Genomic DNA, 23,844 nt, shown 5'->3' with positions numbered 1-23,844 from the left:
TCGCCAGTAAATCGGCAACCGGTTGCGGACCAGTCTTTTTCTGGGTGTGATCGAGAAGATCAGCCGCCGGTGACGCTCATGTGCCGCGACACCGACGGGCGATTGGTCCGGCGGTCGATGATGAAATCATGGCCCTTCGGCTTGCGGCCAATGGCTTCATCGATGGCGTCGGCGACCAGTTCATTGCCTTCGGATGCACGCAACGGTGCACGCAGATCGGCGGCGTCCTCCTGGCCGAGGCACATATAGAGCGTGCCGGTGCAGGTCAGCCGGACGCGGTTGCAGCTTTCGCAGAAATTATGCGTCATCGGCGTGATGAAGCCGAGCCTGCCACCGGTCTCGGCGACATGGACGTAGCGGGCCGGACCACCGGTCTTGTAGGGGATGTCGGACAGCGTGAACTGCCGCTCCAGCGCTGCACGCAGCAGCGACAGCGGCAGATACTGGTCGGTACGGTCGGCGTCGATCTCGCCCATTGGCATGGTTTCGATGACCGTCAACTCCATGCCGCGGCCATGCGCCCAGTGCAGCATCTCCGGCAGCTCGGCGTCGTTGAAATCCTTCAGCGCCACCGCATTGAGCTTTACCTTCAGCCCCGCTGCCTGCGCAGCGTCGATGCCCTCCATGACCTTGTCGAGATTGCCCCAGCGGGTAATCTGGCGGAATTTTTCCGGGTCCAGGGTGTCCAGTGAGACGTTGATCCGCTTGACCCCGCAATCGGCGAGTTCAGCGGCAAAGCGCGAAAGCTGCGAGCCGTTGGTGGTCAGCGTCAGTTCTTCCAGAGCGCCGCTTTCGAGATGACGCGAAATCTGACGCACTAGATGCATGATGTTCTTGCGCACCAGCGGCTCGCCGCCGGTAAGACGCAGTTTCCTGACACCCTTTTCGATGAAAACCGTGCACAGCCGGTCGAGCTCTTCCAGCGACAGCAGATCCTTCTTTGGAAGGAACGCCATGTCTTCGGCCATGCAATAGGTGCAGCGGAAGTCGCAGCGATCGGTGACCGACACCCTGAGATAGCTGATCGTGCGACCAAAAGGATCGATCATGTCCATGCTAGTGCATTTCCCGTGGCTGCGAACGGCATCGTTATATATGGCTATGTGATACGATCCAACCTGCCATTCAAGATAAGAAGTTTCGATCCTAGGTCACATCGCGCCACCGACAGATTGTGTCGGAAGTTTCGAAGCGGCCTTTTCCCGCTGCGCGAAGCGGCGTAGGGAAAGGACAGATGATGCGGGACCTATCACCATGACGGCGCCGAAGGAACTGAGGGTCTCGAAGGACCGCAGGCTGCTTACCGTGACGTTCCCTGACCATCAGCCGTTCGAGTTGCCGGCGGAGTTTCTGCGCGTTGCCTCGCCATCGGCCGAAGTGCAGGGCCATTCGCCCGAACAGCGTGTGACCGTTCCCGGCAAGCGCAACGTTGCGATCCTGAAGATCGAACCAGTCGGCAACTATGCCGTCCGCATCACCTTCGACGATTTCCACGATACCGGCATCTTCACCTGGAATTACCTGCATACGCTGGGTCATGAGCAGGAGGCCCGCTGGAATGCCTACTTAGCCGAGCTGGCGGAAAAGGGCCTCAGCCGCGATCGTTAGCTGGCGGCCATCCTGTCGTCAGAACATCATGGATCGGGAGTAACGGCGGCTGGACTATCCGGAGGCAAGAATGTCCATCATAACCACGGTCGAACAGCTCGAAGCGCTGTATGGCCTGCCCGGCGAGACCTCGCTGGTCAAGGAACTCGACCATGTGATTCCCGAGTACGCCGCCTTCATCGAGGCCTCGCCTTTTGCCGCGCTCGCGACCAGCGGGCCGGAAGGGCTGGATTGCTCGCCGCGCGGCGATCTCGCCGGCTTCGTTCGCATCTATGATCCGAAAACCCTGATGATGCCGGACCGGCGCGGCAACAACCGTGCCGATTCGCTAAAAAACATCATTCGCGATCCGCGCGTCGGCCTGTTGTTCCTGGTCCCAGGCTCCGGCACGACGCTGCGCGTCAACGGCCGCGCCCACATCACCACGGATGCCGCGCTCTGTGCCTCGTTCAGCGTCGACGGCAAGCCGGCGCGCTCGGTCACGGTCATCAAGGTCGATTCGGTCTATTTCCAGTGCGCTCGCGCCATTGTCCGGTCGGAACTGTGGAACCCGGCGAGGCATGTCGACCCAAAATCACTGCCGACACCCGGAAAGATCCTGGAAATCACCAGCCGGAAAGGCATCGACGGCGAGGCTTACGACAAGGAATGGCCGGAGCGCGCGAAAAAGTCTATGTGGTGAGCGGATCGTTCCGCGAGCTCCATCCTTTTGTTTGAGCATCGGATTTTCCCAAAACCGGTTTCCACTTTTGGGCCCGATGCTCCAGTCACGCTTCCTTGAGGACGTCGGCAATCTTGCGCATCTGCTCGCCGATCATGTCGCATTGCTCCGGCGTCGACTGGCTCATCGCTTTCTCGATCAGCGCCATATGGACCTTCAGCGCCTGCATCAGCAGTTCCGTGCCGGCTTCGGTCAAGGTCAGCCGCAGCACCCGCTTGTCTTTCTGATCGCCTTCGCGGCGCAGCAGGCCGCGTGTCTCGAGTTGCGGCAGCAGCATGGTGATGTTGGAGCGGCCGACCAGCAGCCGGCGGGCGAGATCGTGCTGCGACATGCCGGGATGGCGGTAAAGGTTCATCAGCACGTCGAGCTGCGCCGGCTTCAGGTCCAGCGGCGCGAGCTTCGCCGCCAGCGTGCGCTCCAGCACATGGCAAGCGCGCGCCACCGCGACCCAGTTGCGAAAACGCGGGTTGTCCCAGGGCAGCTCTTGTTTAATGTTCATGTTTGAACTATTATGTTCATGCTTGAACGAATGGATGGATCGCCACTATGGCATCATTTGGGTTGAAGGTCATCCGGGGCGTGTTTGCCGCTGCCGAACACGTGGCTCCCCGCCTCACCGGGCGCGCGGCATTCGAACTGTTCTGCCGCACGCCGAACGCCAAGGTTCTCAGCGACGGCGAGCGGCGCGCCGTCGACCGTGCCGCCGGCTTCATGGCCGAGGCGCGCCATCATCGGCTGAAGGCCAAAAACGGGTGCGTCATGGTGCATGAGTTCAGGCCCGAGCCGGGCAGGCGGGCCGCCGGCACGGTGCTCGTCATCCATGGCTGGCGTTCGCGCACCGAATATATGCGCACGCTGATCGAAGGGTATCGCGACGCCGGTTACAAGGTTGTCTCGCTCGACTTGCCGGGCCATGGCCAATCGCAGGGCCGCCGGCTCACATTGGTCAGCGCTGTCGAAGCTGCACGCCTCACCGGCGAATGGTTTGGCCCGTTCGTGGCGGTCGTCGGCCATTCCTTCGGCGGTGCCGTCGCCGCCAATGCCGTCGTCGGTTCGGTCAAGAACATTCCGCCGCTGGCGGCCGAGCGGCTGGTGTTGATCGCGGCGCCGAGTTCCCTGCCGGCGATCTTCGATGATTTCAGCCGCATGCTCAGTGTCGGCCGACGCTCGCAGGCCGCCATGGCCGACCGGGTCGAACGTATCGCTGGCCGGCCGCTGCACGAATTCGTCGGCGACCGCCAGCTTGCCAGCACGCCGGTGCCAACGCTGGTCATCCATGCGCCGGACGACCGCGAAGTGTCCGCCGACCATGCAAGGCTCTATGCTGGCGCCGGCGACCATGTGCGGCTTTACTGGGCCGATGGGCTCGGCCATCGCCGCATTCTCGCCGATAGGGGCGTGGTCGAGCGTGCGATCGGTTTCGTTGCCGAACACCGGGAACCGTCGCTGCTGCATTGACCTGAACATCTTGTTTCGTCCTGTCCGAACACGAGTTCGGCCGCCATCGTTTGTCACACCGTGTCGGTGCCAGCCAGGACCTTCCACGCCGCCATAGCCCCGGTCACCGTCGCAAGAAGGGCGGCGCGCGATGCGCCGTCGCGCGCCTGGATCGACATGCCGTGCTGCACCGTCGCATAGAAGGTCGCGGCAGTGCGGCAGTCGAAATTTTCCGGCAATTCGCCTTCCGCCACGCCACGTTCCAGCCGACTCAGCAAAGCTGCGCGGCTTTCAGCGCGACGGCGGCGCAGGTCATGGCAAATGGCGCCGCGGCTTGAATCCTGGTGCAGAGCGCCAAGTGCGATCAGGCAGCCTTGCGGACGATCGGTCTGCGAATAGGCCTTGGCCGTCTGGCGCAGGAAGCGCTCGACCGCCTCGCGCGCTGTCGGCGCTTTTTCCAGTGCGGACCAGATATCGGTGCCTTCGACCTGCGTGTAGAGCTCGACCGCTTCGAGGAAGAGCGCTTCCTTGCTGCCGAAGGCGGCGTAGAGGCTGGGCGAGTTGATGCCCATCGCGGCGGTCAGCTCGCTCATCGATGCGCCCTCGTAACCCTTTGCCCAAAACACCTCCATTGCACGCCGCAAGGCAGCGGTTCGATCGAAGGTGCGGGGGCGGCCTCGTTCGGGCATGGCATCCTTTCTGTGTTGATTGATACATAAATCTGTTGACGCGCTCGGCAAGGCTGGCAGACATTTATGTATCGATCATTACAAAAAAAGGAGAAACAAATGTCATCGCAACACTTGAACGGCAAGGTCGCGCTCGTCACCGGCGGCAGCCGCGGCATCGGCGCAGCGATTGCGCGAAGGCTCGCGGCCGACGGCGCCAGCGTCGCACTCACTTACGTGACCGGTCAGGAGCAGGCCCGTGCTGTCGTCGAGGATATTCAGGCAGCCGGCGGTCGCGCCATTGCCCTCAAGGCCGACAATCGCGACGCCGCCGCAATCCGAGAGGCGGTCAGCGAGGCAGTGAGAGTTTTCGGGCGGCTCGACATCCTCGTCAACAGCGCCGGTATCTGGCGCGTCGCGCCGATCGACACGTTGGCGCTCGCCGACTTTGATGAAACTATGGAGGTCAATGTCAGAGCCCCGTTCGTGGCCTCGAAGGCGGCAGCCGTGCACATGGGCGAGGGTGGCAGGATCATCTCGATCGGCAGCAATCTGGCGGAGCGTGTCACCGACACCAGCCTCAGCGCCTACTCGGCCAGCAAGGCGGCGTTGGTCGGCTTGACCAAGGCATTGGCGCGCGACCTCGGTTCGCGCGGCATCACCGCCAACGTCGTTCATCCTGGCTCGACCGATACCGATATGAACCCAGCCAGTGGCCCGCGCGCCGAGCACCAGCGACAGAAGATGGCGACGCCCCGCTTCGGCAAGGCTGAAGAAATCGCCGGCATGGTCGCCTGGCTGGCAGGTCCCGAAGGGCGCTTCGTGACAGGCGCCGCACTGACTATCGACAGCGGCGCCCACGCCTGACCCGTGCACTATTTCCCTGGAACCGGAGCGGACCCAATTCGCTTTAGTTGTCACGGTTTGTGAAACTGTTCTGCAACAGGAGAGCCGAAATTTATGGAAGCTTAACGAAATCGGTATGAATCGATGTGGTCGCGTCTTACATCCCGCCGTGCGGTGGGCGAGACCGTCAAGCGATGCGGAACGGGAGCCGGTTGCAGCCGGAGCGGGTGATCCATGAAATTCCTCGGAAACAAAGCAACCGTGATGCCGCTTGCGGTTGTAACGGTAATGCTGACCTTCGGCGTGCCGCAGGCGGACGCGCAAGGGCTTTTCGAGAGGCTTTTCGGCGGTGGCATCAGGCGCGCGCCCCAAGGTGATTTCCCTCCGCCGCCGAAGCACAGACCGAAGCCGAAAGAATTCGCTGGTGGTGGCACCAGGATCAACAGCCCGTCCTACTACACTTATAAGGCCGACCGGCTGGTGCGTGTCGATTTTGCGACACTGATGGCAGCACCACAGCCGGTGGCACCACAGGACGCTGCCTTTGTACCGTCGCTCACCAGCGACGCCTTCCGCGAAGCGATTGCCGGGCTCGGCGACTACGAGCTCTATGCCGAACCTGACATTGCCAAGGCGTTGATCGCTTATTACTCGGCCAATCCGGATTTCATCTGGGTGACCGGGACCGGCCCAAACGGTCGCGCGCAGGATGCGGTGCGGGTGCTTGGCGAGGCCACGAGCTATGGCCTCACGCCGGCCGACTATTCGGTTGAAGTGCCCGCCGCCGGCGCATCGACCGGCGGCGCCGATGCGCGGCTGAAGGGGTTCGTCCGCTTTGAGATGGCACTGTCGGCGCGCGTCTTGCGCTATGTCCACGACGCGCAAAGCGGCCGCGTCGATCCCAATCGCATCACCGGCTACTATGATTTCCCGGCCAAGCCGCTCGACATGGAAGGCGTGCTGAAAACGCTGGCGCGCACTCAGCAAGTGCGCACCTATCTCGAATCACGGCATCCGCAGAACGCCGAATATCAGGCGCTGCGCATCGAACTGGAATCACTTCAGGCCAGCGCCGAAGACGAGATCGTCGTTGACCCCAAGCTGTTGCTGAAACCGGGGCAGACCAGCCCCGAACTGCCGAAGCTTCTGGCGAAGATCGCGCGCAATCTCGACGACGAGATGGGCGGCGCCTATGGCGAGACATTGGCCAGGCTCGCCACCAGCGAGGTCTATGATCCGGAACTGGTGCCGGTTATCAAGGCGGTGCAGAAAAAGGCTGGCATGAAGGGCGACGGCGTCATCGGTCCGCGCACCGTCGCAGCGCTGGTCGGGACGTCCAAGGCCGACAAGATTCAAAAGGTGCAGGTCGCGCTGGAAGAATTGCGCTGGTTGCCATCCGATCTCGGCAGTCCGCGCGTCTTCATAAACCAGCCGGCCTTTACGGCGAGCTATATCGAAAATGGCGAGGAGAAGCTGAAGACCCGCGCCGTCATCGGCAAGACCACGAACCAGACTTCCTTCTTCTACGACCAGGTTGAGCAGGTCGACTTCCATCCCTATTGGGGTGTGCCGCAGTCGATCCTCGTCAACGAGATGCTGCCCCGGCTGCGCAGGGATCCCGGCTATCTCGACCGCGCCGGCTACGAAGTGGTCAACGCGCGCGGCAAACGCATTCCCTCCTCCTCGGTCAACTGGGGTGCCTATGGCGCGAAAATACCTTATGGCGTGCGCCAGCTGCCGAGCGAGGCCAATGCGCTGGGCGAACTGAAGATCCTGTTCCCCAACAAGCACGCAATCTACATGCACGATACGCCGCAAAAGTCGTTTTTCCAGCGTGATATGCGCGCGCTCAGCCATGGCTGCGTTCGTCTGCAGGATCCGCGCGGCATGGCGGCGGCCGTGCTCGGCACCTCGGTCGACTATGTCGCGGAGAAGCTGAAGCACGGCCATTCGACCGAAAAGGTCACGCGCACGATCCAGGTCTATGTCGCCTATTTCACCGCCTGGCCGGACATGTCCGGCAAAGTCGAATATTTCAGCGACGTCTACGACCGCGACACGCGGCTGCAGCAGGCACTCGACAGCACGGAAGCGGTGCGCTCGCCGGCGAGCTGAGGACGCTAACGCAGGGAGAGCGGGCGCCGGAACCCGGCTTCGCGCCCGGCGATCAGCCAGTAGACCAAACCGGCGACAAGGCCGGCGGCGGCGATGATGCCGATATCGGCCCAGCGCTCGGGGCTCAGGTCTTCCGGCGCGCTCGGCCAGATCAGGACGAAGCCGGCAGCCGCTGCTGCGGCGCCGAAGGCCATATGCAGCCAAAAACTGCGCAGCGAAAACAATTCGGCGATCAGCGCGAAGATCAGCGTCTGCAGGCCGGTTAGTACGATCGTCAGGAAATAGATGAACATGCCGAGCGGTGGCACGACCAGCGCCGCGATGGGGGAGAGCCCCATGAAATCGAAATACGCCGGTGCATCAGGCAGCGAACTCAATGCACCATAGATCGTCACTACTGCAATCAGTCCAACCAGCACCGCAACGAAATAGCCGGCGAGCACCATCAGAACGCGTTTCGCCACATGCTTTGCCGTCGCCATGCCCACCCCCGTGCGGCTCAATGATCACGCCGCAGTCAGCCATCAAAGCCGCTTCGGCGCAAGGGGATGCCGAAAAGGTGCAGGCCCCGCTCTTGGTGAAGCCACGCCGCCGCCCGCTTCCGAGGGTCGTCGCCAGGCTGCGCTGTAACCTGGTTGCCGGAAGTTCCGGCCGCACGTATCGCCCGGAGGAAGGGTGGCCGCGATCTATTTCGGCTCGGCTGTCACCGGATCGTAGGTGATTTCAACCTTCGCCTTATCGGTCGTGTAATAGGTGACGGTGTAGGCGCCGCTGTCCCAGCCGACCTCGTCGACGTAGCGAAAGTCGTCGCGCTGCTCGACCTTGGCGATTATTTCCGACAGTTTCCTGGCATTCTGCGGCGGCAACGGGCTGCCGTCTGCGGCAAAGGCCGGTCCGCCGAGAAGGAGGACTGCGACACCTGTCGCCAAAACAAGTCTGGACATGGCTTTCCCTCACTCTTCGAGGAGTAGAAACTCGCGGCCATGCAGGTTTGTTCCGGATTGGGCAAGGGGCGTGACATCTAGCGCCGTGCCGACGCGCCGCATTGTTGTCCCCTGAACGGAATCGGATGCAGCCTCGAAAGCTGTGAGGTTGGTGGGCGATGCAGGGATTGAACCTGCGACCCCACCCGTGTGAAGGGTGTGCTCTCCCGCTGAGCTAATCGCCCGCTCTTGCCCGAAGGCCAAGCGCGCCGCGATATAAGGGAGGCCGGCCGGGGAAGTCAAGGCGATGCCCTGGCGTTCCGACGAAGACCGAATGCAATCCCGCCGGGAGCGACCCGGTCGCCTCGCTCAGCGCCCCGCAGCGGCGATCAGGCGTTCGGCCAGACCAAGCGTCAGTGCGTCGAAATGCGAGATCACCGCCGACGGTTCGAATTCGCGCACATGGCGGTCGGTATAACCGAAATCGACCGCGACCACGGGAATGCCGGCGGCTTTCGCCGTATCGATGTCGGTCTGCGAATCACCGACCATCAGTGCGCGGTGCGGATCGCCGCCGGCCAGCACGATTGTTTGGGTCAGATGGCGCGGATCGGGCTTGCGGAACGCAAACGTGTCCTGGCCGCAAATCGCCGCGAAATGCTTCGCCAGGCCGAGCGCCTCGATCAGCGCCACCGAGTTGGCTGCGTATTTGTTGGTGCAGACGGCCAGGAGATAACCGGCTGCTTCGAATCGGGCGATCGTCTCGACGACGCCGGGGTAGGGGCGCGATTTACCCGGGATGTTGTCGGTGTAATGATCGAGAAACAGTTTCAGCAAGCGATCATGCTCCTGGCTTTCCAGCGACCTCTGCTGCGCGGCATGCGCGCGCTCGATCATCACCCGTCCACCATGGCCGACGAAGCGCTTGAAGCCGGCCTCATCGACGGCTGCGAGTTCGCTGGCGGCAAGGCTGTGGTTGAGGCTGTCGAGCAGGTCCGGCGCTGTATCGATCAGCGTCCCGTCGAGGTCGAACACGATGATCGGTCGGGTCATGGCCTGTCCTGTGACGATTACGCTGCCGGCAGGCGATAGCCGCTGCAGCCCATCCAGGCAAGCGGTGCTTGGTCAATCCACAGGGCAAAGCCTTTGACCGGACGGGCAAAGATGCTAGGAGCGCCGAAACAAGCGAAATCCGGGGCAGGCATGGATGCGAGGCAACTGAAGGTCGAAGCCGCACGGGCGGCACTTGCCCATGTGACTGATGGCATGCGGCTCGGCATCGGCACCGGCTCGACGGCCGAGGAGTTCGTTCGGCTGCTTGCCGAGAAGGTCGCCAACGGCCTCACCATTATCGGCGTGCCGACCTCGGAGCGCACCGCCATCCTTTGCGGCGAGCTTGGCGTGCCGCTGTCGACGCTGGAGGAAACGCCGGAACTCGACCTTACCGTCGACGGCGCCGACGAGATCGATCCGGCGCTGACATTGATCAAGGGCGGCGGCGGCGCGCTGCTGCGCGAAAAGATCGTGGCGGCGGCTTCCGCCCGCATGATCGTCATTGCCGACCGTTCGAAGATGGTCGAGACGCTCGGCCGTTTTCCACTGCCCATCGAGGTCAACCCGTTCGGTCTGCGTGCCACGGAAATCGCCGTCGCCGCGGCGGCCGGAAAGCTCGGTCTTTCCGGTCCCGTCACATTGAGGATGACGGGGGGCCAGCCTTTTGTTACAGACGGCGGCCATTTTATCCTCGATGCATCTTTTGGCCGCATTCCGGATACAAGAGCGCTTTCGAATGCTCTCCATGCCATTCCGGGCGTGGTCGAGCATGGTCTTTTCATCGGGCTGGCATCAGCGGCCATCATAGCCGGCGACGGCGTCCAAACCGTCCATGCCGCCCGAAAACCAGGGAGTTCTACCGATCATGACGTTGCATAACCGGGTTCGCCGTTTTTCTGCCGTTCTGGCAGCTTCAGCCGTCTTTGCGTTTTCATCGCCGGCGTTCTCGCAGGACGTCACCGACGGGCATCTGAAGGCGGCCCGCGCTGCGGTCGCGGCGATCCACGCAACGGACCCGTTCGACAACATCCTGCCGCAGGCCGCCGCCGCGCTTCAGCAGCAGCTTATCCAAAAGAACCCGGACATGCAGGAGCTGATCGGCAGAACGGTTAGCGAAAAGGCTCTGGCGCTGGCCTCGCGCCGCGCCGATCTCGAGAAGGAAGCGGCCTTAGCCTATGCCAAGGTATTTTCCGAAAAAGAGCTTACCGAAATCGCCGCTTTCTACAGTTCCGATTCCGGCAAGAAGCTGCTCGACAGCGGCCCGGCCGTGACGCGTGACCTGCTCAAGGCCGCCGACATCTGGCAGAACGGCGTCGCTCGCGATCTCGCACAACAGGTCGGCGAAACGCTGGCCGCGGCAGCGAAGGCTACAGCGCCGGCGGCACCGGCGAATGCCGCGGCTCCTGCGGCTGGTACGGAACCGGAAGCACCGAAGAACTGAGAATATTGTCCGGCGGCGTTATCGCTGCGGACCGGAAAGCCCGGCCTCCATTGCGCGTCCGACAGCGTGCGCGGCGTGATGGTCCGGGCTTTTCTTTTGGCGGTTTGCAGCCTACCTGTCTCAGACATTTGAAGGGCAAGGAGCCGCATCATGGCCGTCTATGACTACGATCTTTTCGTCATCGGCGGCGGCTCCGGCGGGGTGAGGGCGGCGCGCATGGCGGCGGCACTCGGCAAGCGCGTCGGCATTGCCGAGGAATACCGCTATGGCGGCACCTGCGTCATTCGCGGCTGCGTGCCGAAGAAGCTCTATGTCTATGCGTCGCAATTTCCCGAACATTTTGCCGACGCCGCAGGTTATGGCTGGACCGTGCCGCAGGCGAGCTTCGACTGGCAGACATTGGTTGCCAACAAGGATCGCGAGATCAGCCGGCTGGAAGCCATCTACAGGAAGAATGTCCAAGGCGTCGGCGGCGAGACGTTCCAGTCGCGCGCCATGCTGGTCGATCCGCATGTGGTGCATCTTCTCGGCAACGACCGCACCGTCACCGCCGACCAGATTCTCATCGCCACCGGCGGCCGCCCAGCGCCGCACCCGGCTCTGCCCGGCCACGAGCACTGCATCTTTTCCAATGAGGCCTTGGACCTCAAGGAATTACCGAAGGCGATCATGATCGAGGGCGGCGGCTATATTGCCGTCGAATTCGCCAACATCTTTCACGGCCTCGGCGTCGACACAACGCTGGTCTATCGCGGCAAGGAGATTCTCTCGCGCTTCGACATGGATCTCCGGCGTATGCTGCACGAAACGATGGAAAAGAAGGGGATAAAAATCCTCTGCCATGCCGTATCCGAATGGGTCAGGAAGCGCCCAGACGGGCGCCTCGACGCTGTCGTCACTGGCGACAAGATACTGACTGTCGATCAGGTCATGCTCGCCATCGGGCGTCTCCCCAACACCGAAAACATGGGTCTTGAGGGCGTCGGCATCGAGATGACCAAGACCGGCGCTATCAATGTCGACCAATATTCGCGCACCAACATCGACAACATCTGGGCGATCGGCGACGTGACCAACCGCGTGCAATTGACGCCGGTGGCGATCCACGAGGCGATGTGTTTCGTCGAGACCGCCTTCAAGGGCAACCCGACCGCGCCCGACCATGATACGATCGCCACCGCAGTGTTTTCGCAGCCCGAGATCGGCACAGTCGGCCTGTCGGAAGATGAGGCGATAAAGCGTTTTTCCGACGTTGAGATCTACCGCGCCACCTTCCGGCCGATGCGGCACACACTGTCCGGCCGCGACGAAAAGATGCTGATTAAGCTGGTGGTCGACGGCACCTCGAAAAGAGTGCTCGGTGTCCATATCCTCGGGCCGGATGCCGGCGAGATGGCGCAGCTTCTCGGCATTCCGCTGAAGGCGGGGCTGACCAAGGATGATTTCGATCGCACGATGGCCGTGCATCCGACCGCGGCGGAAGAACTCGTCACCATGTACAAGCCGACCTACCGGGTGAAGGACGGCGAGCGCGTCTGACGTTTGCTTTCGCCCGGACGGAACAGCCGCCGATGTCCTTAAGCTCCTCGAAACACTGCTAACCGGGGGCGAGCCGGTGATCGCCCCGACACTGCCGGCTTCAGCGGGCAGGCAGGATCACCGGCGACACTGGGCAGCGATGTTGTTTCGCGGCTATTTCTGCCTCATGCGGCGAGGGAAGCGCAGCCATCTTTCCTCGACCGGCCTTGGGTGCTCGAGGATGGTGGTGAGCTCGACCGGCAAGCTCGGCGCCAGCGGCTTTTTGGTCGCGACGCCATCGGCGATGGCAACGATGCTGTGATAGAATTCGGCGCCTGAAAGCGACCTTGGCGGCACGGCCTCGTGCATGATCGAGATCACCGTGACGTCTGGACAATTGTCCTTGATCGCTTGATGGAAGGCGATCTTCGCTTCGGGGTCGAGCGCGCCGGTCGCTTCATCGAGAAACAGCAGCCCCGGCTGCTGCAGCACGATGCGAGCGACAACCAGCTTCTGTTTCTGGCCGCCCGAAAGCACCTGGTCCCAGCTCATTCCCTCGCGGCTTTCATCGGCCATGTGTCCGATGAAATCGCCAAGGCCCGCTCTGTGCAGAGCCGATGCAACCTGCGCGTCGGTGTGGTCGTGCTCTGAGGCGGGCAGGCAGACCAGTTGCTTCAGCGAGACCTGCTGCAGCTTGACCTCCTGGGCGGCATAAAAACTTTCAACCCCTTCCGGGAAGACGATGGTACCGCGGCCATAGGGCCACAGACCGTTGATCGCCTTGATCAGCGAGGTTTTGCCGCAGCCCGATTCGCCCTTCAGGAACGTCCACTCGCCACGCCGGAAGCGCAAATTCGCAGCACTCAGGAATGGCGTTGCGTCCTCGCCTCCATGCGCCAGTTCCAGCTTCTGGATCGTCAGGCCGAACACCGGGTTCTGGCGGTCGTAGCGGAACTCGGAGCGGCCGGTCAGGCTGTAGAATTCTTGCGGGTGCTGGACGTTCTCGATTGCCTGCGCAAGTTCGATGACGCGCTGGCTGTTGGCGCGCAAGGTGGCGATCTCCGGCATCACATGAATGAACCATGAACACTTGCTAATCAGCGCATTGACCTGTTCGGAAGCTGTTAAATAACCCTTGAGGTCGAGGCCGTTGTAAATGAAGGGCACTAGTCCAGGGCCGTAAGCGACAATCTTGGCGCCGATGAAATTGTAGATCAGCTCGAAAGAAGCGTAGCCGGTGTTGACGACGTTCAATCTTGCCCAGGTACGGTCAATGTCGGCATAGCGCTGGCTGTGCACAGTCTTCTGTACATTCTCGCCTTGCGATGCGGCCACGTGAAAACTGCGGCGCAGGAACGTGATCAACTCGCCGCGGTAGTTGCCTTCAGCCTGCTGCATTCTGACGTTGAGCCACTCCAGCATTCGGCCGAGTTTCACCGCGATCCAGGTGTTGAACGGCACGTAGATAGCGATTGCCAAGAGAGCAAGGATGGCGCTGCCGTAGCTACCGAGAAACTCCAGCCCTTTCACCTCCACGGAGTTTCTCAGCAATTCTCCGCCGACAAAGTAGAGCGAAGTGAAGACGCCGAGCACACCCATAGCAAGCCCGATGGCTCCGCCGGTCATGGCCTTAATGGATTCCTGCACGCGCTGGTCAATGTTATCGGGAGCTGCGTTCCCGGAAGACCCATGCTGGGCATGGAAATGCGTATGATTGGTGTCGAGCAGGGACTCATTGAAGCGGCCGTCCAACCAGCCACGCCATTTGCGATGCAATGTTTTAGAAACAAGGTTGCGAACGCCGGCAATAACCAAGTCCTTGAGCACGACCAGCAACACGAGCAAACCGGCGTTGGTCAGCACTGTCTTGATTGGCGTGGTATTCGCGGCATTGTGGAAAAAGGCGATCGACGTCGCCAGCTCTGCTGCAGCCACTGTAAACCAGACGTCGGCTTTGCTGGACAGCGCGGTGACCAGGGCAATCACCAGGGTCAGCGTCCAGGCCTCCACCCAGCGTTCTGAAAACCAGTAGGCCCGCATCAGTCCCCAGAAGCTGCGCATCGAGGAAACCGGTGTCAGGAGCGGCGGCCTTGCGGCACCGCGGAGCCATTTTTCCGATATTGAATGTCGCTCTGGTCTACCGACCCGAATCACTATCCCGCCCAAACCTCTTTTAGTTATTGTTACAGAGAGTAACACCAATTGATCATTTTCCATTATCTTTTCTCTGCCTGCGGAGAATTGATCCGCTCGCCGTTGCCATTAAGCAACAGAATTCAGGACTGCAATGTCATGGCCTGTCGTTCCCAAAGGAATATTGTTTGCGTAAATTCAATGGGTTGCTGATCCACGCATGCGAAGGCCGGCATCTTCCCTTAGGGAAGCTCTTTCCACAGTTTTGTGAAGGCAAGAGCGTGGTCGATCAGCCGACTTTATGCTGCGGAAGACGGATGCGCGCAAGAACGTGCCGTCTTCGACACGTCTTTGTTGGCCATGTCGGACCTGGCGGCGCCCGGAAAGTAACCGGAATCGCGTTGTCTGCAGCGCAATGCATCGATGCCGCCAAGCTTGCCTATGGGAACAGCTGCAGCAAGGGGTCGCTTTCTTGCAAGCCGCAAGCCGCCAAGCAAGGGGAAGTCGTCAACCAAGGGATTGACCCGCACCAGCAGCAACGGGCACTGATTATTCGTCGGCCGCGCCAAGGTAACGGTGGAGTAGCGCCTATTCAGTTCGCTTTCTCCAACTCGCCCCGCGCCTTGGCCGCCGCAACCTGGCGAATGGCGTCGCTGAGCGTGTCGGCGTCTTGTGTGCCCATCACCGCATACCTGCCCTCAAGCAGGAAGCACGGCACGCCCGTGATCCCCATGCGCGAAGCAGTGGCGATTTCTGTGCGCACCGCCTCGACATCGGCGTCCGTCGGCAAAAGCGTCTCGACCACGGATGCATCCATGCCGGCCTCGCGGGCGGCGTTGATCAGCACCACATGATCGCCGAGATTGGCGCCTTCCTCGAAATTCAACTGGAACAGACGTCGCACCAGCCGGTTCTGCACGACCTCGCCGGCGGCACCAGCCCAGCGGATGACGCGGTGCGCGTCAAGCGTGTTGGGCGCGACCTTGATGGCGGCGAAGGCAAAGTTGATCCCTTCGGCCTCTCCCAGTGGCTCGATGCGGGCGTGGATCTCGCGAATGCGTTCGTCACTGCCGAATTTGGCCACCAGGTATTCGCGGCGATCTTTGCCTTCGGGCGGGATGGTCGGATCGAGCTGGAACGGCCGCCAGCGAATGTGCACCTCGACATCGGTTGCCGCGGCGATCGTCTTGTCGAGCCGCTTCTGGCCGATGAAGCACCAGGGGCAGACGACGTCGGAGACCACATCGACGGTAATCGACTTCTCGTCGCTCATCTTGATCTCCTGTTCCGAAGAGGTCATTTCGGCTTGCGCCACCATGTCGGCAGCCGATAACCTGATATGGGCGTCTTTTGCGGATGTTCCAGATAGCTCCAGTAGGCGAGCCATTGCTGCGTGTTGTGCTGCATCGGAACCATGTAGTTGCCGGAGATCAACAACCTGTCGAGGACGCGGACGGCGGCAACATAATCTTCGCGGCTGCGGGCGTCGAGCATCGCCTCTAGTGCGGCATCTATCGCCGGATCGGCGACGCCGGCAAGGTTGAATGACCCTTCGGCATTGGCGGCAGCTGATCCCCAGCGACCGAGCTGCTCGATGCCCGGCGACAGCGAGTTCTCGAAGCCGCTGGTGCCGATCAGCACATCGAAATCGAAACGTTGCTTGCGCGACTGGATCTGGTCGCCGTCAAGGCTGCGGATGGTGACAGCGATGCCGATCTTCGCCAGCGTGCGCTGGTAGATGGCGGCAAGGCGCTCCTCGTTCTGCGAGGCGGTCAGGATCTCGAAGCCGAAGGGTTTCCCCTCGGGATCGAGCATCACTCCATCCTGCAAGGCATAGCCCGCGCCCTTCAATATGTCGAAGGCAGCTTTCAGCACCTTGCGGTCCTGGCCCGAGCCGTCGGTGACGGGTGGCCGCCAGGTGCCGTCCATGACATCGGCTGGCACACGGCCGGGGTAAGGTGCCAGAAGCGCTTTTTCCCTGTCGTCGGCCGGATGGCCGAGCGCGGAAAGCTCGGAATTCTGCCAATAGCTCATGGTGCGCATGTACTTGCCGCCAAACAAGTTCTTGTTGGCCCATTCGAAGTCGTAGAGCATGCCGAGCGCGCGTCGAACCACCGGATTGGAAAACTTCTCCAGTCTTGTGTTGAACAGGAACCCGGTCACCACTGGCGGGATGCCGGTGTCGAACGTTTCGGCGATCACGTCGCCCTTGTGGAAGGCCGGGAAGTCGAGATCGCGCTCGCGCTTGACCGGATCGCTGTCGTCAGCGATGGCGCAGATGCCTTTCTTGAAAGCTTCCAGCTTGGCGTTGGCATTGAGGAAATATTCGATGGTGATCTGGTCGTAATTGTCGAAACCGCGCTTGGCGGGGATGTCCTTGCCCCAATAATTTGGGTTGCGCTTGAACACGATGCGCTGGCCAGGCGCCACGTGCGCCACGGTGTACGGGCCGCTGCCGATCACAGGTTTCAACGTGGTTCGGTCGAAGGTCTCCTTGTCGAAAGCGTGCTTCGGTACGATTGGCGTCATCGCGATAACCAACGGAGTCTCGCGGTTCGCCTTGTCATTGAATGTAAAGCGCACGCTGCGGTCGCCGATTTTTTCGAGTTTGGCGACCATGCTCATTCGGGCGCTGTAGGGTGGCCGGCCTTTCTCGGTAAAGACGTCGTAAGTGAACAGCACGTCTTCCGCAGTCATCGGTTGGCCATCAGACCACTTGGCCCTCGGATCGAGGTGGAATTCGATGCTCCTGCGCTCCGGATCCATGTCCGCGGTGTCGGCAAGCAGGCCATAAAGACTGAAGGCTTCATCGTCATTGCGCTGCATCAACGGCTCGAAGACGAGATTGCCGAAGATCCTATCGATCATGCCGCGTGCCGTCGTGCGCAGGCTTTTCAGGATGAACGGGTTGAGATTGTCGAAGCTACCGACGACGCAATAGGTGATGCTGCCGCCCTTCGGCGCATCGGGATTGACGTAGTTGAAATGCGTATAGTCGGCCGGCAGCGCCGGCTCGCCTTGCATGGCGATCGCGTGTTTCGGCTCCGATACACCTGGCTGAAGCGAAAGTGTGATAGACGAGATCGCGGCGATCAGCCAAACAAGAACGCGGCCCATGACCGTCTCCTTACTGGGTCGGCTTGATGATTCGGAGCGCACCCTAACATGAGCCGGCCGCCTCCCGGTCAATCGCGCGTTCAAGAATTGCGAGTATCGGGCTGGATTCGCCACCGCTTGCAGTGTAACACGCCGTCCGAGTCATTCTGTTGCCTCATTTCGGCAACAGGTAGCTGGACCACACGGCGCGAAGAAGCCGGTCCTGGGATCATTTGAGAGGAAGTTCACGATGACGAGCCTGAACAGCAACGCGTACCGCCTGTCGGTCCTGGCCGCTGGCGTGGTCGGCTTTCTGGGCGCACAACTTCCAGCAGCTCTTGCGCAGCAGCAACAGCAGATTCCGCAGGGCTGGTTCAAAGCCTGCACCAAGCAGGAAGACGTCGACATCTGCAATGTCCAGAACATCACCACTGCCGGTAACGGCCAGCTCGTTACCGGCGTCAGCCTGATCGAATTGAAGGGCAAGATAAACCGCAAGGTGTTCCAGGTGACGGTTCCGACCGGTCGCCTGGTTCCTCCCGGCATTGGCCTTCAAATCGATACGGGGAAGGCGCAGAAGCTCGATTATGTGATCTGCTTCCCCGACCGCTGCGTGGCGGAAGTGCCGCTGACCGACCAGCTCGTCGCCTCCTTCAAGAAGGGTTCGAACCTGACGCTGACCTCGGTCAATTTCCAGAACCAGCCGAACCCGATCAAGATCGCGCTGACCGGCTTCAGCGGCGCCTTCGACGGGCCGCCGCTGCAGCAGTCGGACATCGAGGATCGGCAGAAGAAGCTTCAGGATTTCGTAGCCAAGAACAATCAGGACTTCGCCAAGAAGCTCAAGGAAGAGCAGGACAAGGCGAAGACCTCAAACTGATCGCCCCTCAGAGCAAATAAGACAATTTCTCGAGCCAAGGAAAAAGCGGGGTCATGCCCCGCTTTTTTGTTCCGGCCGGCCATTTCTTGATCCTAGCAGGCCCGCAATCCCGTCAGGTCAATGTCTTGACTGGCGTCTTGGCTCGTAGCGGCCGTCCGGCCTCTTGTCGAACATCTCGCCGATCTCCGGATGCCGCACCGGTTCGCCAGACTGATCCTCGAGGAGATTCTGCTCAGACACATAGGCGATGTATTCCGTTTCCGAATTCTCGGCGAGCAAATGGTAGAAGGGCTGGTCCTTGGCCGGCCGCACGTCCGCAGGGATCGCCTCGTACCATTCGTCGGTGTTGGCGAATTGCGGGTCGACATCGAAAATGATGCCGCGGAACGGAAACAGCCGGTGGCGAACCACCTGTCCGATCGAGAATTTGGCTGTTTTCATCATCGTACTCACCACTAAGTCCTAGGAGTGCCGCATCCTTGGACTGCGCAAAGACTCTCTAAGACTTTGAATTTACGCATTACGCTTCAAAAAATCGAGCCCGACTTATGGCTGATGCCTGACCCTCCTTCACGCAGACGCCGCATCAATTCAATACCGAAGTGCCTGATCAATGCCGAAGCGCTTGACGCCACGTCAAGCTACGGGCCAGCCCGCCCGAGGGGCGTGCTACTGCCGGACTCGTTTCCTTAAGCCACCGGCGAGCGCCGCAAAACCACTGCCGGGCCGCAGCCCCTCGCGCATGAAAAAGGCGCGAAGCGGCGCGAAGCCGCCGAGCACGCCGAGACCAGCGCTGCGCGCCATCTGTGCTGGCAGCATGTCCGAGAGCAGCGACTTGTTGAGCAGGTTGACCGCATTGCTGCGCGCCAGGATGTCGGGCCGGCGCTTGAAATCATAGGCTGCGAGTGCCTTGACGGCGCCGGGGTCAACCCTGTTTTCGCAAGTAATTCCAATCAGATCATCGATATCCCTGATACCAAGATTGAGACCTTGCGCGCCGATCGGCGGGAACACATGGGCGGCTTCGCCGACAAGTGCCACCCGGTTGCGCGCGAAGCACCGCGGCGTCACGCCCGAAAGCGCGTAGATCTGCCGGCCGCGCTCGACAGACACCCGGCCCAGCATCGATTGCATCCGCTGTTCGACCCGCATTGAAAGCGTCGCATCGTTCAGCGCCACAAGTTCCTTCGCCGTTTCCGGCTCTACCACCCAGACAAGGCTGGACCGGTTGCCGGGCAGGGGAACCTGGGTGAACGGGCCGGTCTCGGTGTGGAATTCGGTCGAGGTGAAAGCGTGGTCGCTGCGGTGGCCGAAATTGAGAATCAGTGCCGCCTGCCGATAGGACCGGGCGGACGTCGAGATGCCGGCAGCCTCGCGGGCCGGCGACAGACGGCCATCGGCAGCGACCGCCAGCGATGCTGCAACCTCGCTGCCGTCAGACAGGATCGCATGGGCACGATCGGCGTCGAGGCGCCAGGTCTCCACCATCGATTTTCGCCATTCGATGCCGGAATGCGCGACTACAGCCCCGGCAAGTGCGGGGTTGAGAGCGCTGTTGGGTAAGTTCAGCCCGAACTGCTCCTCGCCGATTTCGCTGGCACGAAAAATGACCACCGGGCTGCGGATCAGCCGGCTGGTTGCATCGACGATGCGCATAACCTTCAGCGGTGCGGCTTTGGACCTCACCTCATCGAGTACGCCCAACCGTTCGAGGATATTCAGGGCTGGGTTCATCAAGGCCGTCGTTCGGCCGTCTTGGCCATTTGCCTCAGGTCCGACGAGCGTCACGGGAAAGCCGGCATCCGCAAAACCAAGCGCTGCGATCAGCCCTGCCGGGCCACTGCCGGCAACCAGTATCCGTGCTGTCTGCTGATGGTCCAAGTTCGCTTCCGGATTGTGATGCGAGGCGGTCGGTCCGACCTGATAAGCATATAGGTCAGATCATACGGCTTGATCAACGCGGCGATTCGGCCCATTCGATTGCCATGATCGGCCAAGACCATGATTTCAGTCATCTCGACCGTTTCGGCCGGGCCGCGGCGAGCGTCTCGCGCAATCCTCGACTGGCGGTGAACATCGTTTTGGGCGCAGGCGTCGTCCTGGCATGGCTGCTTCTTGGCGCCATGGCCATACGTGGCGCCGAAAGCCGGGTTCCGGGCATCGATGCACCCGGCGACACGATGCTCAGGCATCTGCCGGGGCTGCCGCTGCCGGACCTTCTCGAGCGCTTCTTCAGCCTTTGTCTTGCACCTGCGCCGCTCGACGGGGGCGTCGGCGCGCAGGCCGGAGCGCTCATCGTCATGTGGTTCCTGATGGCGGTCGCCACCATGCTGCCTTCGGCGGCGCCGATGATCCGCACCTATTGCGAGATCGCCGATACCGCGCGGATCAAGGGCGAAGCGGTCGTCCATCCGCTGATCCTGGTCGCCGGCTACCTCAGCGTGTGGTTGGCTGCGTCGGCAGTGTTTGCGGCGCTGACACTCATCGTTCACGCCTTCGCCTCATCTGTGCAGATGCTCGATCCGGTGGTCGGAGCGACAGGAGCGGCTGCGCTTTTGGTTGCTGGCCTCTATCAGTTCAGCGGCCTGAAGGAAGCCTGCCTGACAAAATGCAAAAGCCCGTTCTCGATCCTGTTTTCGAACTGGAGCGCGAGGCCCGGCCGCATTTTCCGGCTCGGCATGGAGCAGGGCGTCTGGTGCCTCGGCTGCTGCTGGGCGCTGATGCTGGTGATGTTCGCCGTCGGTGTGATGAACGTGTTCTGGTTGGCGTTGATCGGCCTGTTCACCTTGATCGAAAAACAGACGGCGGGCAGGCTGCCAACCCGGGTCGCCGGTGCGATACTGCTTGTCTGGGCAACCGCCCTGCTAGTAGTCTCGGCATAGGGAGAGAATTCGATGGCGGATCAAGGCTGGGCAATGAAAGGAGAGCTGGTGCTCTCCTGCAATTGCACGGTTTTTTGCCCTTGCGTGCTGTCCCTTGGCAGTCACCCGCCGACCGAGGGCTATTGTCAGACCTGGGCGGGGTTCCGCATCGATGCCGGCCATTTCGGCGAGGTCGACCTATCCGGCCTCAACCTTGGGCTGGTCATGGAAATCCCCGGCTATATGAGCCGCGGCAACTGGACCGCCGGACTGTTCATCGACAAGCGCGCCTCAGTCTACGCGGTAAAGGCGCTGACCAGGATTTTCACTGGCAAGGCTGGCGGAACCACCTCGCTGCTCTCCATCCTGGTCGGAAAGTTCCTCGGCGTCGAGCAGGCGCCGATCACCTATGAGACGCGCGACAGGACGCGGATCTTCCAGATCCCGAAGATCATCGATGGAGCCGTAACGCCGATTTCCGGCAAGGACCGCGACAAGGATACGGTGATCAGCAATTCGGAGTACTGGATCGCACCGGAAATCATCGTCGCCAGGTCCGACAAGAGCAAGATGCGGGCCTTCGGCCGCAACTGGAATTTTGCCGGCCGCTCGGCCGAAATCTGCAAGCTGGACTGGCGGGGCCCGTGAGCAAAAAAACAACGGCCAGAAAAATCACGGCCGGAAAAATCACGGCCAGGAAAATCGCTGACAGGATTCCGCGGCCGAAGAAGAAAGTCACATGGCCGCAGGCGCGCGCGTTTTCGGTCCATCTGCTGACCGCGTCGGGCTCGTTCCTGGCGTTCCTGTCGCTGGTGGCGGCGAGCGAGCAGCGCTGGACGGCGATGTTCTGGTGGCTGGGGCTGGCGCTGTTCGTCGACGGCATCGACGGGCCGATCGCCAGGAAACTCGAGGTCAAGGAAATCCTGCCGACGTGGTCGGGCGAACTCCTCGACAACATCATCGATTACGTCACCTATGTGCTGATACCGGCCTTCGCGCTTTACCAGCGCGGCTTCATGGGTGAGGGCCTGTCGTTCCTGTCGGCGGCGATCATCGTCGTGTCGAGCGCGATCTACTATGCCGACACCGGGATGAAGACCAAGGAAAATTTCTTCAAGGGGTTTCCCGTGGTCTGGAACATGGTGGTGTTCACGCTGTTCGTCATCGAGCCGGGACAATGGGTTTCCTTCGCCGTGGTCGTGGTGGCCGGCATCCTGACCTTTGTGCCGATCAATTTCATCCACCCGGTGCGGGTGGTGCGGCTGCGGCCGATCAACCTTGGCATGACGCTGCTATGGTGCGCTTTCGGAGCGCTGGCGCTGGCGCAGGCAGCTCTTGCCGCCTTCTACGACCAGATCGGCGTATTGGGCGAGCAGGTGAGTGTCTTCACCAAGATCGGCATCACGGTCACCGGACTTTACCTCGCATGCATCGGCGGTATCATGCAGCTCTTTCCAACGCTCGGCGCCAAGAAAACCTGATCCCAAGAGAGTCTGGTCCCAAGAAAATCTGGTCCCAAGAGAGCCTCATCAATGTCCAAAGCAATACGCATCTACGCCCATGGCGGTCCGGAAGTCCTGACCTATGAGGACGCCGATCCGGGCCAACTCGGCTCGGGGCAGATCTTGGTCAAGCACACGGCGATCGGCCTCAATTTCATCGACGTCTATCATCGCTCCGGCCTTTACCCGCCGCCAGGCGGTTTCCCGCTGATACCCGGCGGCGAGGCGGCCGGGGTGGTGATGGAAGTGGGCGCGGATATCGACTGGCTGAAGCCGGGCGATCGCATCGCCTACGCCGTGACGACTGGCGCCTATGCCGAACAGCGCGTGATCGCCGCCGATCGCGTCGTCAAGGTGCCGGACGGCATCAGCGACGAACAGGCGGCCGCCATGATGCTGAAAGGGATGACGGCGGAATATCTGCTGCGCCGTACCTTCAAGGTGAAGGCGGGCGACACGGTCCTGTTTCACGCGGCGGCCGGCGGTGTCGGGCTGATCCTCGGCCAATGGGCCAAGCATCTTGGCGCAACCGTGATCGGCACCGCCAGCTCCGCCGACAAGATCGAGCTCGCCAAGGCGCATGGCTTCGACCACGTCATCAACTACCGCGAGCAGGACTTCGTCGCCGGCGTCCTCGCCATCACCGGCGGCAAGAAGTGTGACGTCGTCTATGATTCGGTCGGCAACGACACCTTTCCGGCCTCGCTCGACTGCCTGAAGCCGCTCGGCATGTTCGCCAGCTTCGGTCAATCGTCGGGACCGGTCCCGCCGTTCAGCATGTCCTTGCTGGCGCAAAAAGGTTCGCTGTTCGCAACCCGTCCAACGCTGTTCGTCTACAACGCCAGGCGCGAAGATCTGGAGGCGTCCGCCGCCGCACTCTTCGAAATCGTGCTCAGCGGCGCGGTCAAGATCAAGATCAATCAGCGTTACGCGCTCCAGGACGCCGGCAAAGCGCATTCCGACCTTGAAGGCCGCAGGACGACCGGGACAACCATTCTTATCCCCTGAGCCTTGGGGCGACGTGTGTCCACTTGGACGCACA

Annotated in this window: 24 protein-coding genes and 1 tRNA gene; 13 read left to right on the top strand and 12 right to left on the bottom strand. The window is 61.5% G+C overall.

Annotated elements, in window-relative coordinates:
- Nucleotides 1–59 precede the first annotated feature (59 nt).
- Entirely contained in the window at nucleotides 60–1,055 is a 996-nt protein-coding gene (moaA, locus tag CIT31_RS24220) for a GTP 3',8-cyclase MoaA (protein ID WP_065010019.1), read from the bottom strand.
- A 199-nt stretch (nucleotides 1,056–1,254) separates the two neighbouring features.
- Here moaA and CIT31_RS24215 point away from each other — a divergent pair, with 199 nt between their 5' ends.
- A complete protein-coding gene (locus tag CIT31_RS24215; RefSeq protein WP_095520681.1) occupies nucleotides 1,255–1,608 on the top strand; it encodes a gamma-butyrobetaine hydroxylase family protein in 354 nt (117 codons plus the stop codon).
- A gap of 70 nt (nucleotides 1,609–1,678) precedes the next feature.
- On the top strand, nucleotides 1,679–2,290 hold the full coding sequence (locus CIT31_RS24210; protein ID WP_095520680.1) for a pyridoxamine 5'-phosphate oxidase family protein: 612 nt from the start codon (nucleotides 1,679–1,681) through the stop codon (nucleotides 2,288–2,290).
- A gap of 85 nt (nucleotides 2,291–2,375) precedes the next feature.
- On the opposite strand, the gene CIT31_RS24205 is transcribed toward CIT31_RS24210, so the two are convergent.
- On the bottom strand, nucleotides 2,376–2,828 hold the full coding sequence (locus CIT31_RS24205; RefSeq protein WP_029352506.1) for a MarR family winged helix-turn-helix transcriptional regulator: 453 nt from the start codon (nucleotides 2,826–2,828) through the stop codon (nucleotides 2,376–2,378).
- Between the two features lie 47 nt (nucleotides 2,829–2,875).
- Between CIT31_RS24205 and CIT31_RS24200 the strand changes: the two genes are divergently transcribed.
- Nucleotides 2,876–3,787, top strand: coding sequence for an alpha/beta hydrolase (locus tag CIT31_RS24200; RefSeq protein WP_095520679.1), 912 nt, complete (start codon nucleotides 2,876–2,878; stop codon nucleotides 3,785–3,787).
- 53 nt (nucleotides 3,788–3,840) lie between these two features.
- On the opposite strand, the gene CIT31_RS24195 is transcribed toward CIT31_RS24200, so the two are convergent.
- Nucleotides 3,841–4,455, bottom strand: a complete 615-nt coding sequence (locus CIT31_RS24195) for a TetR/AcrR family transcriptional regulator (RefSeq protein ID WP_095520678.1) — start codon at nucleotides 4,453–4,455, stop codon at nucleotides 3,841–3,843.
- Between the two features lie 99 nt (nucleotides 4,456–4,554).
- Here CIT31_RS24195 and CIT31_RS24190 point away from each other — a divergent pair, with 99 nt between their 5' ends.
- Together CIT31_RS24190 and CIT31_RS24185 are read left to right on the top strand one after the other, a co-directional pair.
- Nucleotides 4,555–5,301, top strand: a complete 747-nt coding sequence (locus CIT31_RS24190) for a 3-oxoacyl-ACP reductase family protein (RefSeq protein WP_095520677.1) — start codon at nucleotides 4,555–4,557, stop codon at nucleotides 5,299–5,301.
- 213 nt (nucleotides 5,302–5,514) lie between these two features.
- Nucleotides 5,515–7,395 carry a L,D-transpeptidase family protein gene (locus CIT31_RS24185; RefSeq protein ID WP_095520676.1) on the top strand — a complete coding sequence of 627 codons (1,881 nt, stop codon included), beginning with the start codon at nucleotides 5,515–5,517 and terminating at the stop codon, nucleotides 7,393–7,395.
- A 5-nt stretch (nucleotides 7,396–7,400) separates the two neighbouring features.
- On the opposite strand, the gene CIT31_RS24180 is transcribed toward CIT31_RS24185, so the two are convergent.
- The 4 genes from CIT31_RS24180 to CIT31_RS24165 all read right to left on the bottom strand — a co-directional run bounded on the left by CIT31_RS24180 (nucleotide 7,401) and on the right by CIT31_RS24165 (nucleotide 9,371).
- Complete coding sequence (locus tag CIT31_RS24180; protein WP_095520675.1) at nucleotides 7,401–7,877, bottom strand: hypothetical protein; 477 nt, start codon at nucleotides 7,875–7,877, stop codon at nucleotides 7,401–7,403.
- 204 nt (nucleotides 7,878–8,081) lie between these two features.
- Nucleotides 8,082–8,339, bottom strand: a complete 258-nt coding sequence (locus CIT31_RS24175) for a PepSY domain-containing protein (RefSeq protein ID WP_065010026.1) — start codon at nucleotides 8,337–8,339, stop codon at nucleotides 8,082–8,084.
- 149 nt (nucleotides 8,340–8,488) lie between these two features.
- Nucleotides 8,489–8,563, bottom strand: a tRNA-Val gene (locus tag CIT31_RS24170).
- A gap of 124 nt (nucleotides 8,564–8,687) precedes the next feature.
- The gene (locus tag CIT31_RS24165; RefSeq protein WP_029352490.1) at nucleotides 8,688–9,371 is read right to left on the bottom strand and encodes a phosphoglycolate phosphatase; all 684 of its coding nucleotides are present in this window, start codon (nucleotides 9,369–9,371) and stop codon (nucleotides 8,688–8,690) included.
- Between the two features lie 150 nt (nucleotides 9,372–9,521).
- Between CIT31_RS24165 and rpiA the strand changes: the two genes are divergently transcribed.
- The 3 genes from rpiA to gor all read left to right on the top strand — a co-directional run bounded on the left by rpiA (nucleotide 9,522) and on the right by gor (nucleotide 12,351).
- A complete protein-coding gene (gene rpiA / locus CIT31_RS24160) occupies nucleotides 9,522–10,250 on the top strand; it encodes a ribose-5-phosphate isomerase RpiA (protein ID WP_095520674.1) in 729 nt (242 codons plus the stop codon).
- Entirely contained in the window at nucleotides 10,237–10,812 is a 576-nt protein-coding gene (locus CIT31_RS24155) for a DUF2059 domain-containing protein (protein ID WP_095520673.1), read from the top strand. The genes rpiA and CIT31_RS24155 overlap by 14 nt, the downstream gene beginning before the upstream one ends.
- A gap of 150 nt (nucleotides 10,813–10,962) precedes the next feature.
- Entirely contained in the window at nucleotides 10,963–12,351 is a 1,389-nt protein-coding gene (gor, locus tag CIT31_RS24150) for a glutathione-disulfide reductase (RefSeq protein ID WP_095520672.1), read from the top strand.
- Between the two features lie 153 nt (nucleotides 12,352–12,504).
- Here gor and CIT31_RS24145 read toward each other — a convergent pair whose 3' ends face one another.
- From CIT31_RS24145 to CIT31_RS24135, 3 genes are all read right to left on the bottom strand, one after another.
- Nucleotides 12,505–14,391 (bottom strand): ABC transporter ATP-binding protein/permease, encoded by a 1,887-nt coding sequence (locus CIT31_RS24145; RefSeq protein ID WP_165778542.1) that lies wholly within the window; start codon nucleotides 14,389–14,391, stop codon nucleotides 12,505–12,507.
- Between the two features lie 664 nt (nucleotides 14,392–15,055).
- Nucleotides 15,056–15,736, bottom strand: coding sequence for a DsbA family oxidoreductase (locus CIT31_RS24140; RefSeq protein ID WP_095520787.1), 681 nt, complete (start codon nucleotides 15,734–15,736; stop codon nucleotides 15,056–15,058).
- A 23-nt stretch (nucleotides 15,737–15,759) separates the two neighbouring features.
- The gene (locus CIT31_RS24135) at nucleotides 15,760–17,580 is read right to left on the bottom strand and encodes an extracellular solute-binding protein (RefSeq protein ID WP_095520671.1); all 1,821 of its coding nucleotides are present in this window, start codon (nucleotides 17,578–17,580) and stop codon (nucleotides 15,760–15,762) included.
- 229 nt (nucleotides 17,581–17,809) lie between these two features.
- Between CIT31_RS24135 and CIT31_RS24130 the strand changes: the two genes are divergently transcribed.
- Nucleotides 17,810–18,439: an invasion associated locus B family protein gene (locus tag CIT31_RS24130; RefSeq protein ID WP_065010031.1), complete on the top strand. Its 630-nt coding sequence runs from the start codon at nucleotides 17,810–17,812 to the stop codon at nucleotides 18,437–18,439.
- Between the two features lie 117 nt (nucleotides 18,440–18,556).
- Here CIT31_RS24130 and hspQ read toward each other — a convergent pair whose 3' ends face one another.
- Both hspQ and CIT31_RS24120 read right to left on the bottom strand, forming a co-directional pair.
- Nucleotides 18,557–18,880 carry a heat shock protein HspQ gene (gene hspQ / locus CIT31_RS24125; RefSeq protein ID WP_065010060.1) on the bottom strand — a complete coding sequence of 108 codons (324 nt, stop codon included), beginning with the start codon at nucleotides 18,878–18,880 and terminating at the stop codon, nucleotides 18,557–18,559.
- Between the two features lie 228 nt (nucleotides 18,881–19,108).
- Nucleotides 19,109–20,320, bottom strand: a complete 1,212-nt coding sequence (locus tag CIT31_RS24120; RefSeq protein WP_095520670.1) for a UbiH/UbiF family hydroxylase — start codon at nucleotides 20,318–20,320, stop codon at nucleotides 19,109–19,111.
- A gap of 104 nt (nucleotides 20,321–20,424) precedes the next feature.
- On the opposite strand from CIT31_RS24120, the gene CIT31_RS24115 reads away from it, so the two are divergent.
- Genes CIT31_RS24115 through CIT31_RS24100 form a run of 4 tightly spaced genes read left to right on the top strand, consistent with a single transcriptional unit; the run spans nucleotide 20,425 to nucleotide 23,810 of the window.
- Nucleotides 20,425–21,321 (top strand): DUF2182 domain-containing protein, encoded by an 897-nt coding sequence (locus CIT31_RS24115; protein ID WP_165778541.1) that lies wholly within the window; start codon nucleotides 20,425–20,427, stop codon nucleotides 21,319–21,321.
- A gap of 12 nt (nucleotides 21,322–21,333) precedes the next feature.
- Nucleotides 21,334–21,948, top strand: coding sequence for a DUF1326 domain-containing protein (locus tag CIT31_RS24110; protein WP_095520669.1), 615 nt, complete (start codon nucleotides 21,334–21,336; stop codon nucleotides 21,946–21,948).
- A complete protein-coding gene (gene pcsA, locus CIT31_RS24105; RefSeq protein ID WP_095520668.1) occupies nucleotides 21,945–22,781 on the top strand; it encodes a phosphatidylcholine synthase in 837 nt (278 codons plus the stop codon). The genes CIT31_RS24110 and pcsA overlap by 4 nt, the downstream gene beginning before the upstream one ends.
- A 51-nt stretch (nucleotides 22,782–22,832) precedes the next feature.
- Entirely contained in the window at nucleotides 22,833–23,810 is a 978-nt protein-coding gene (locus tag CIT31_RS24100) for a quinone oxidoreductase family protein (RefSeq protein WP_095520667.1), read from the top strand.
- The last annotated feature ends 34 nt before the right edge of the window (nucleotides 23,811–23,844 follow it).

It is taken from the genome of Mesorhizobium wenxiniae, from assembly GCF_002284535.1.
GTDB lineage: Bacteria > Pseudomonadota > Alphaproteobacteria > Rhizobiales > Rhizobiaceae > Mesorhizobium > Mesorhizobium wenxiniae.
The sequence above is the reverse complement of the archived record's forward strand: the minus strand, read 5'-3'. Positions and strand labels throughout refer to the sequence as shown.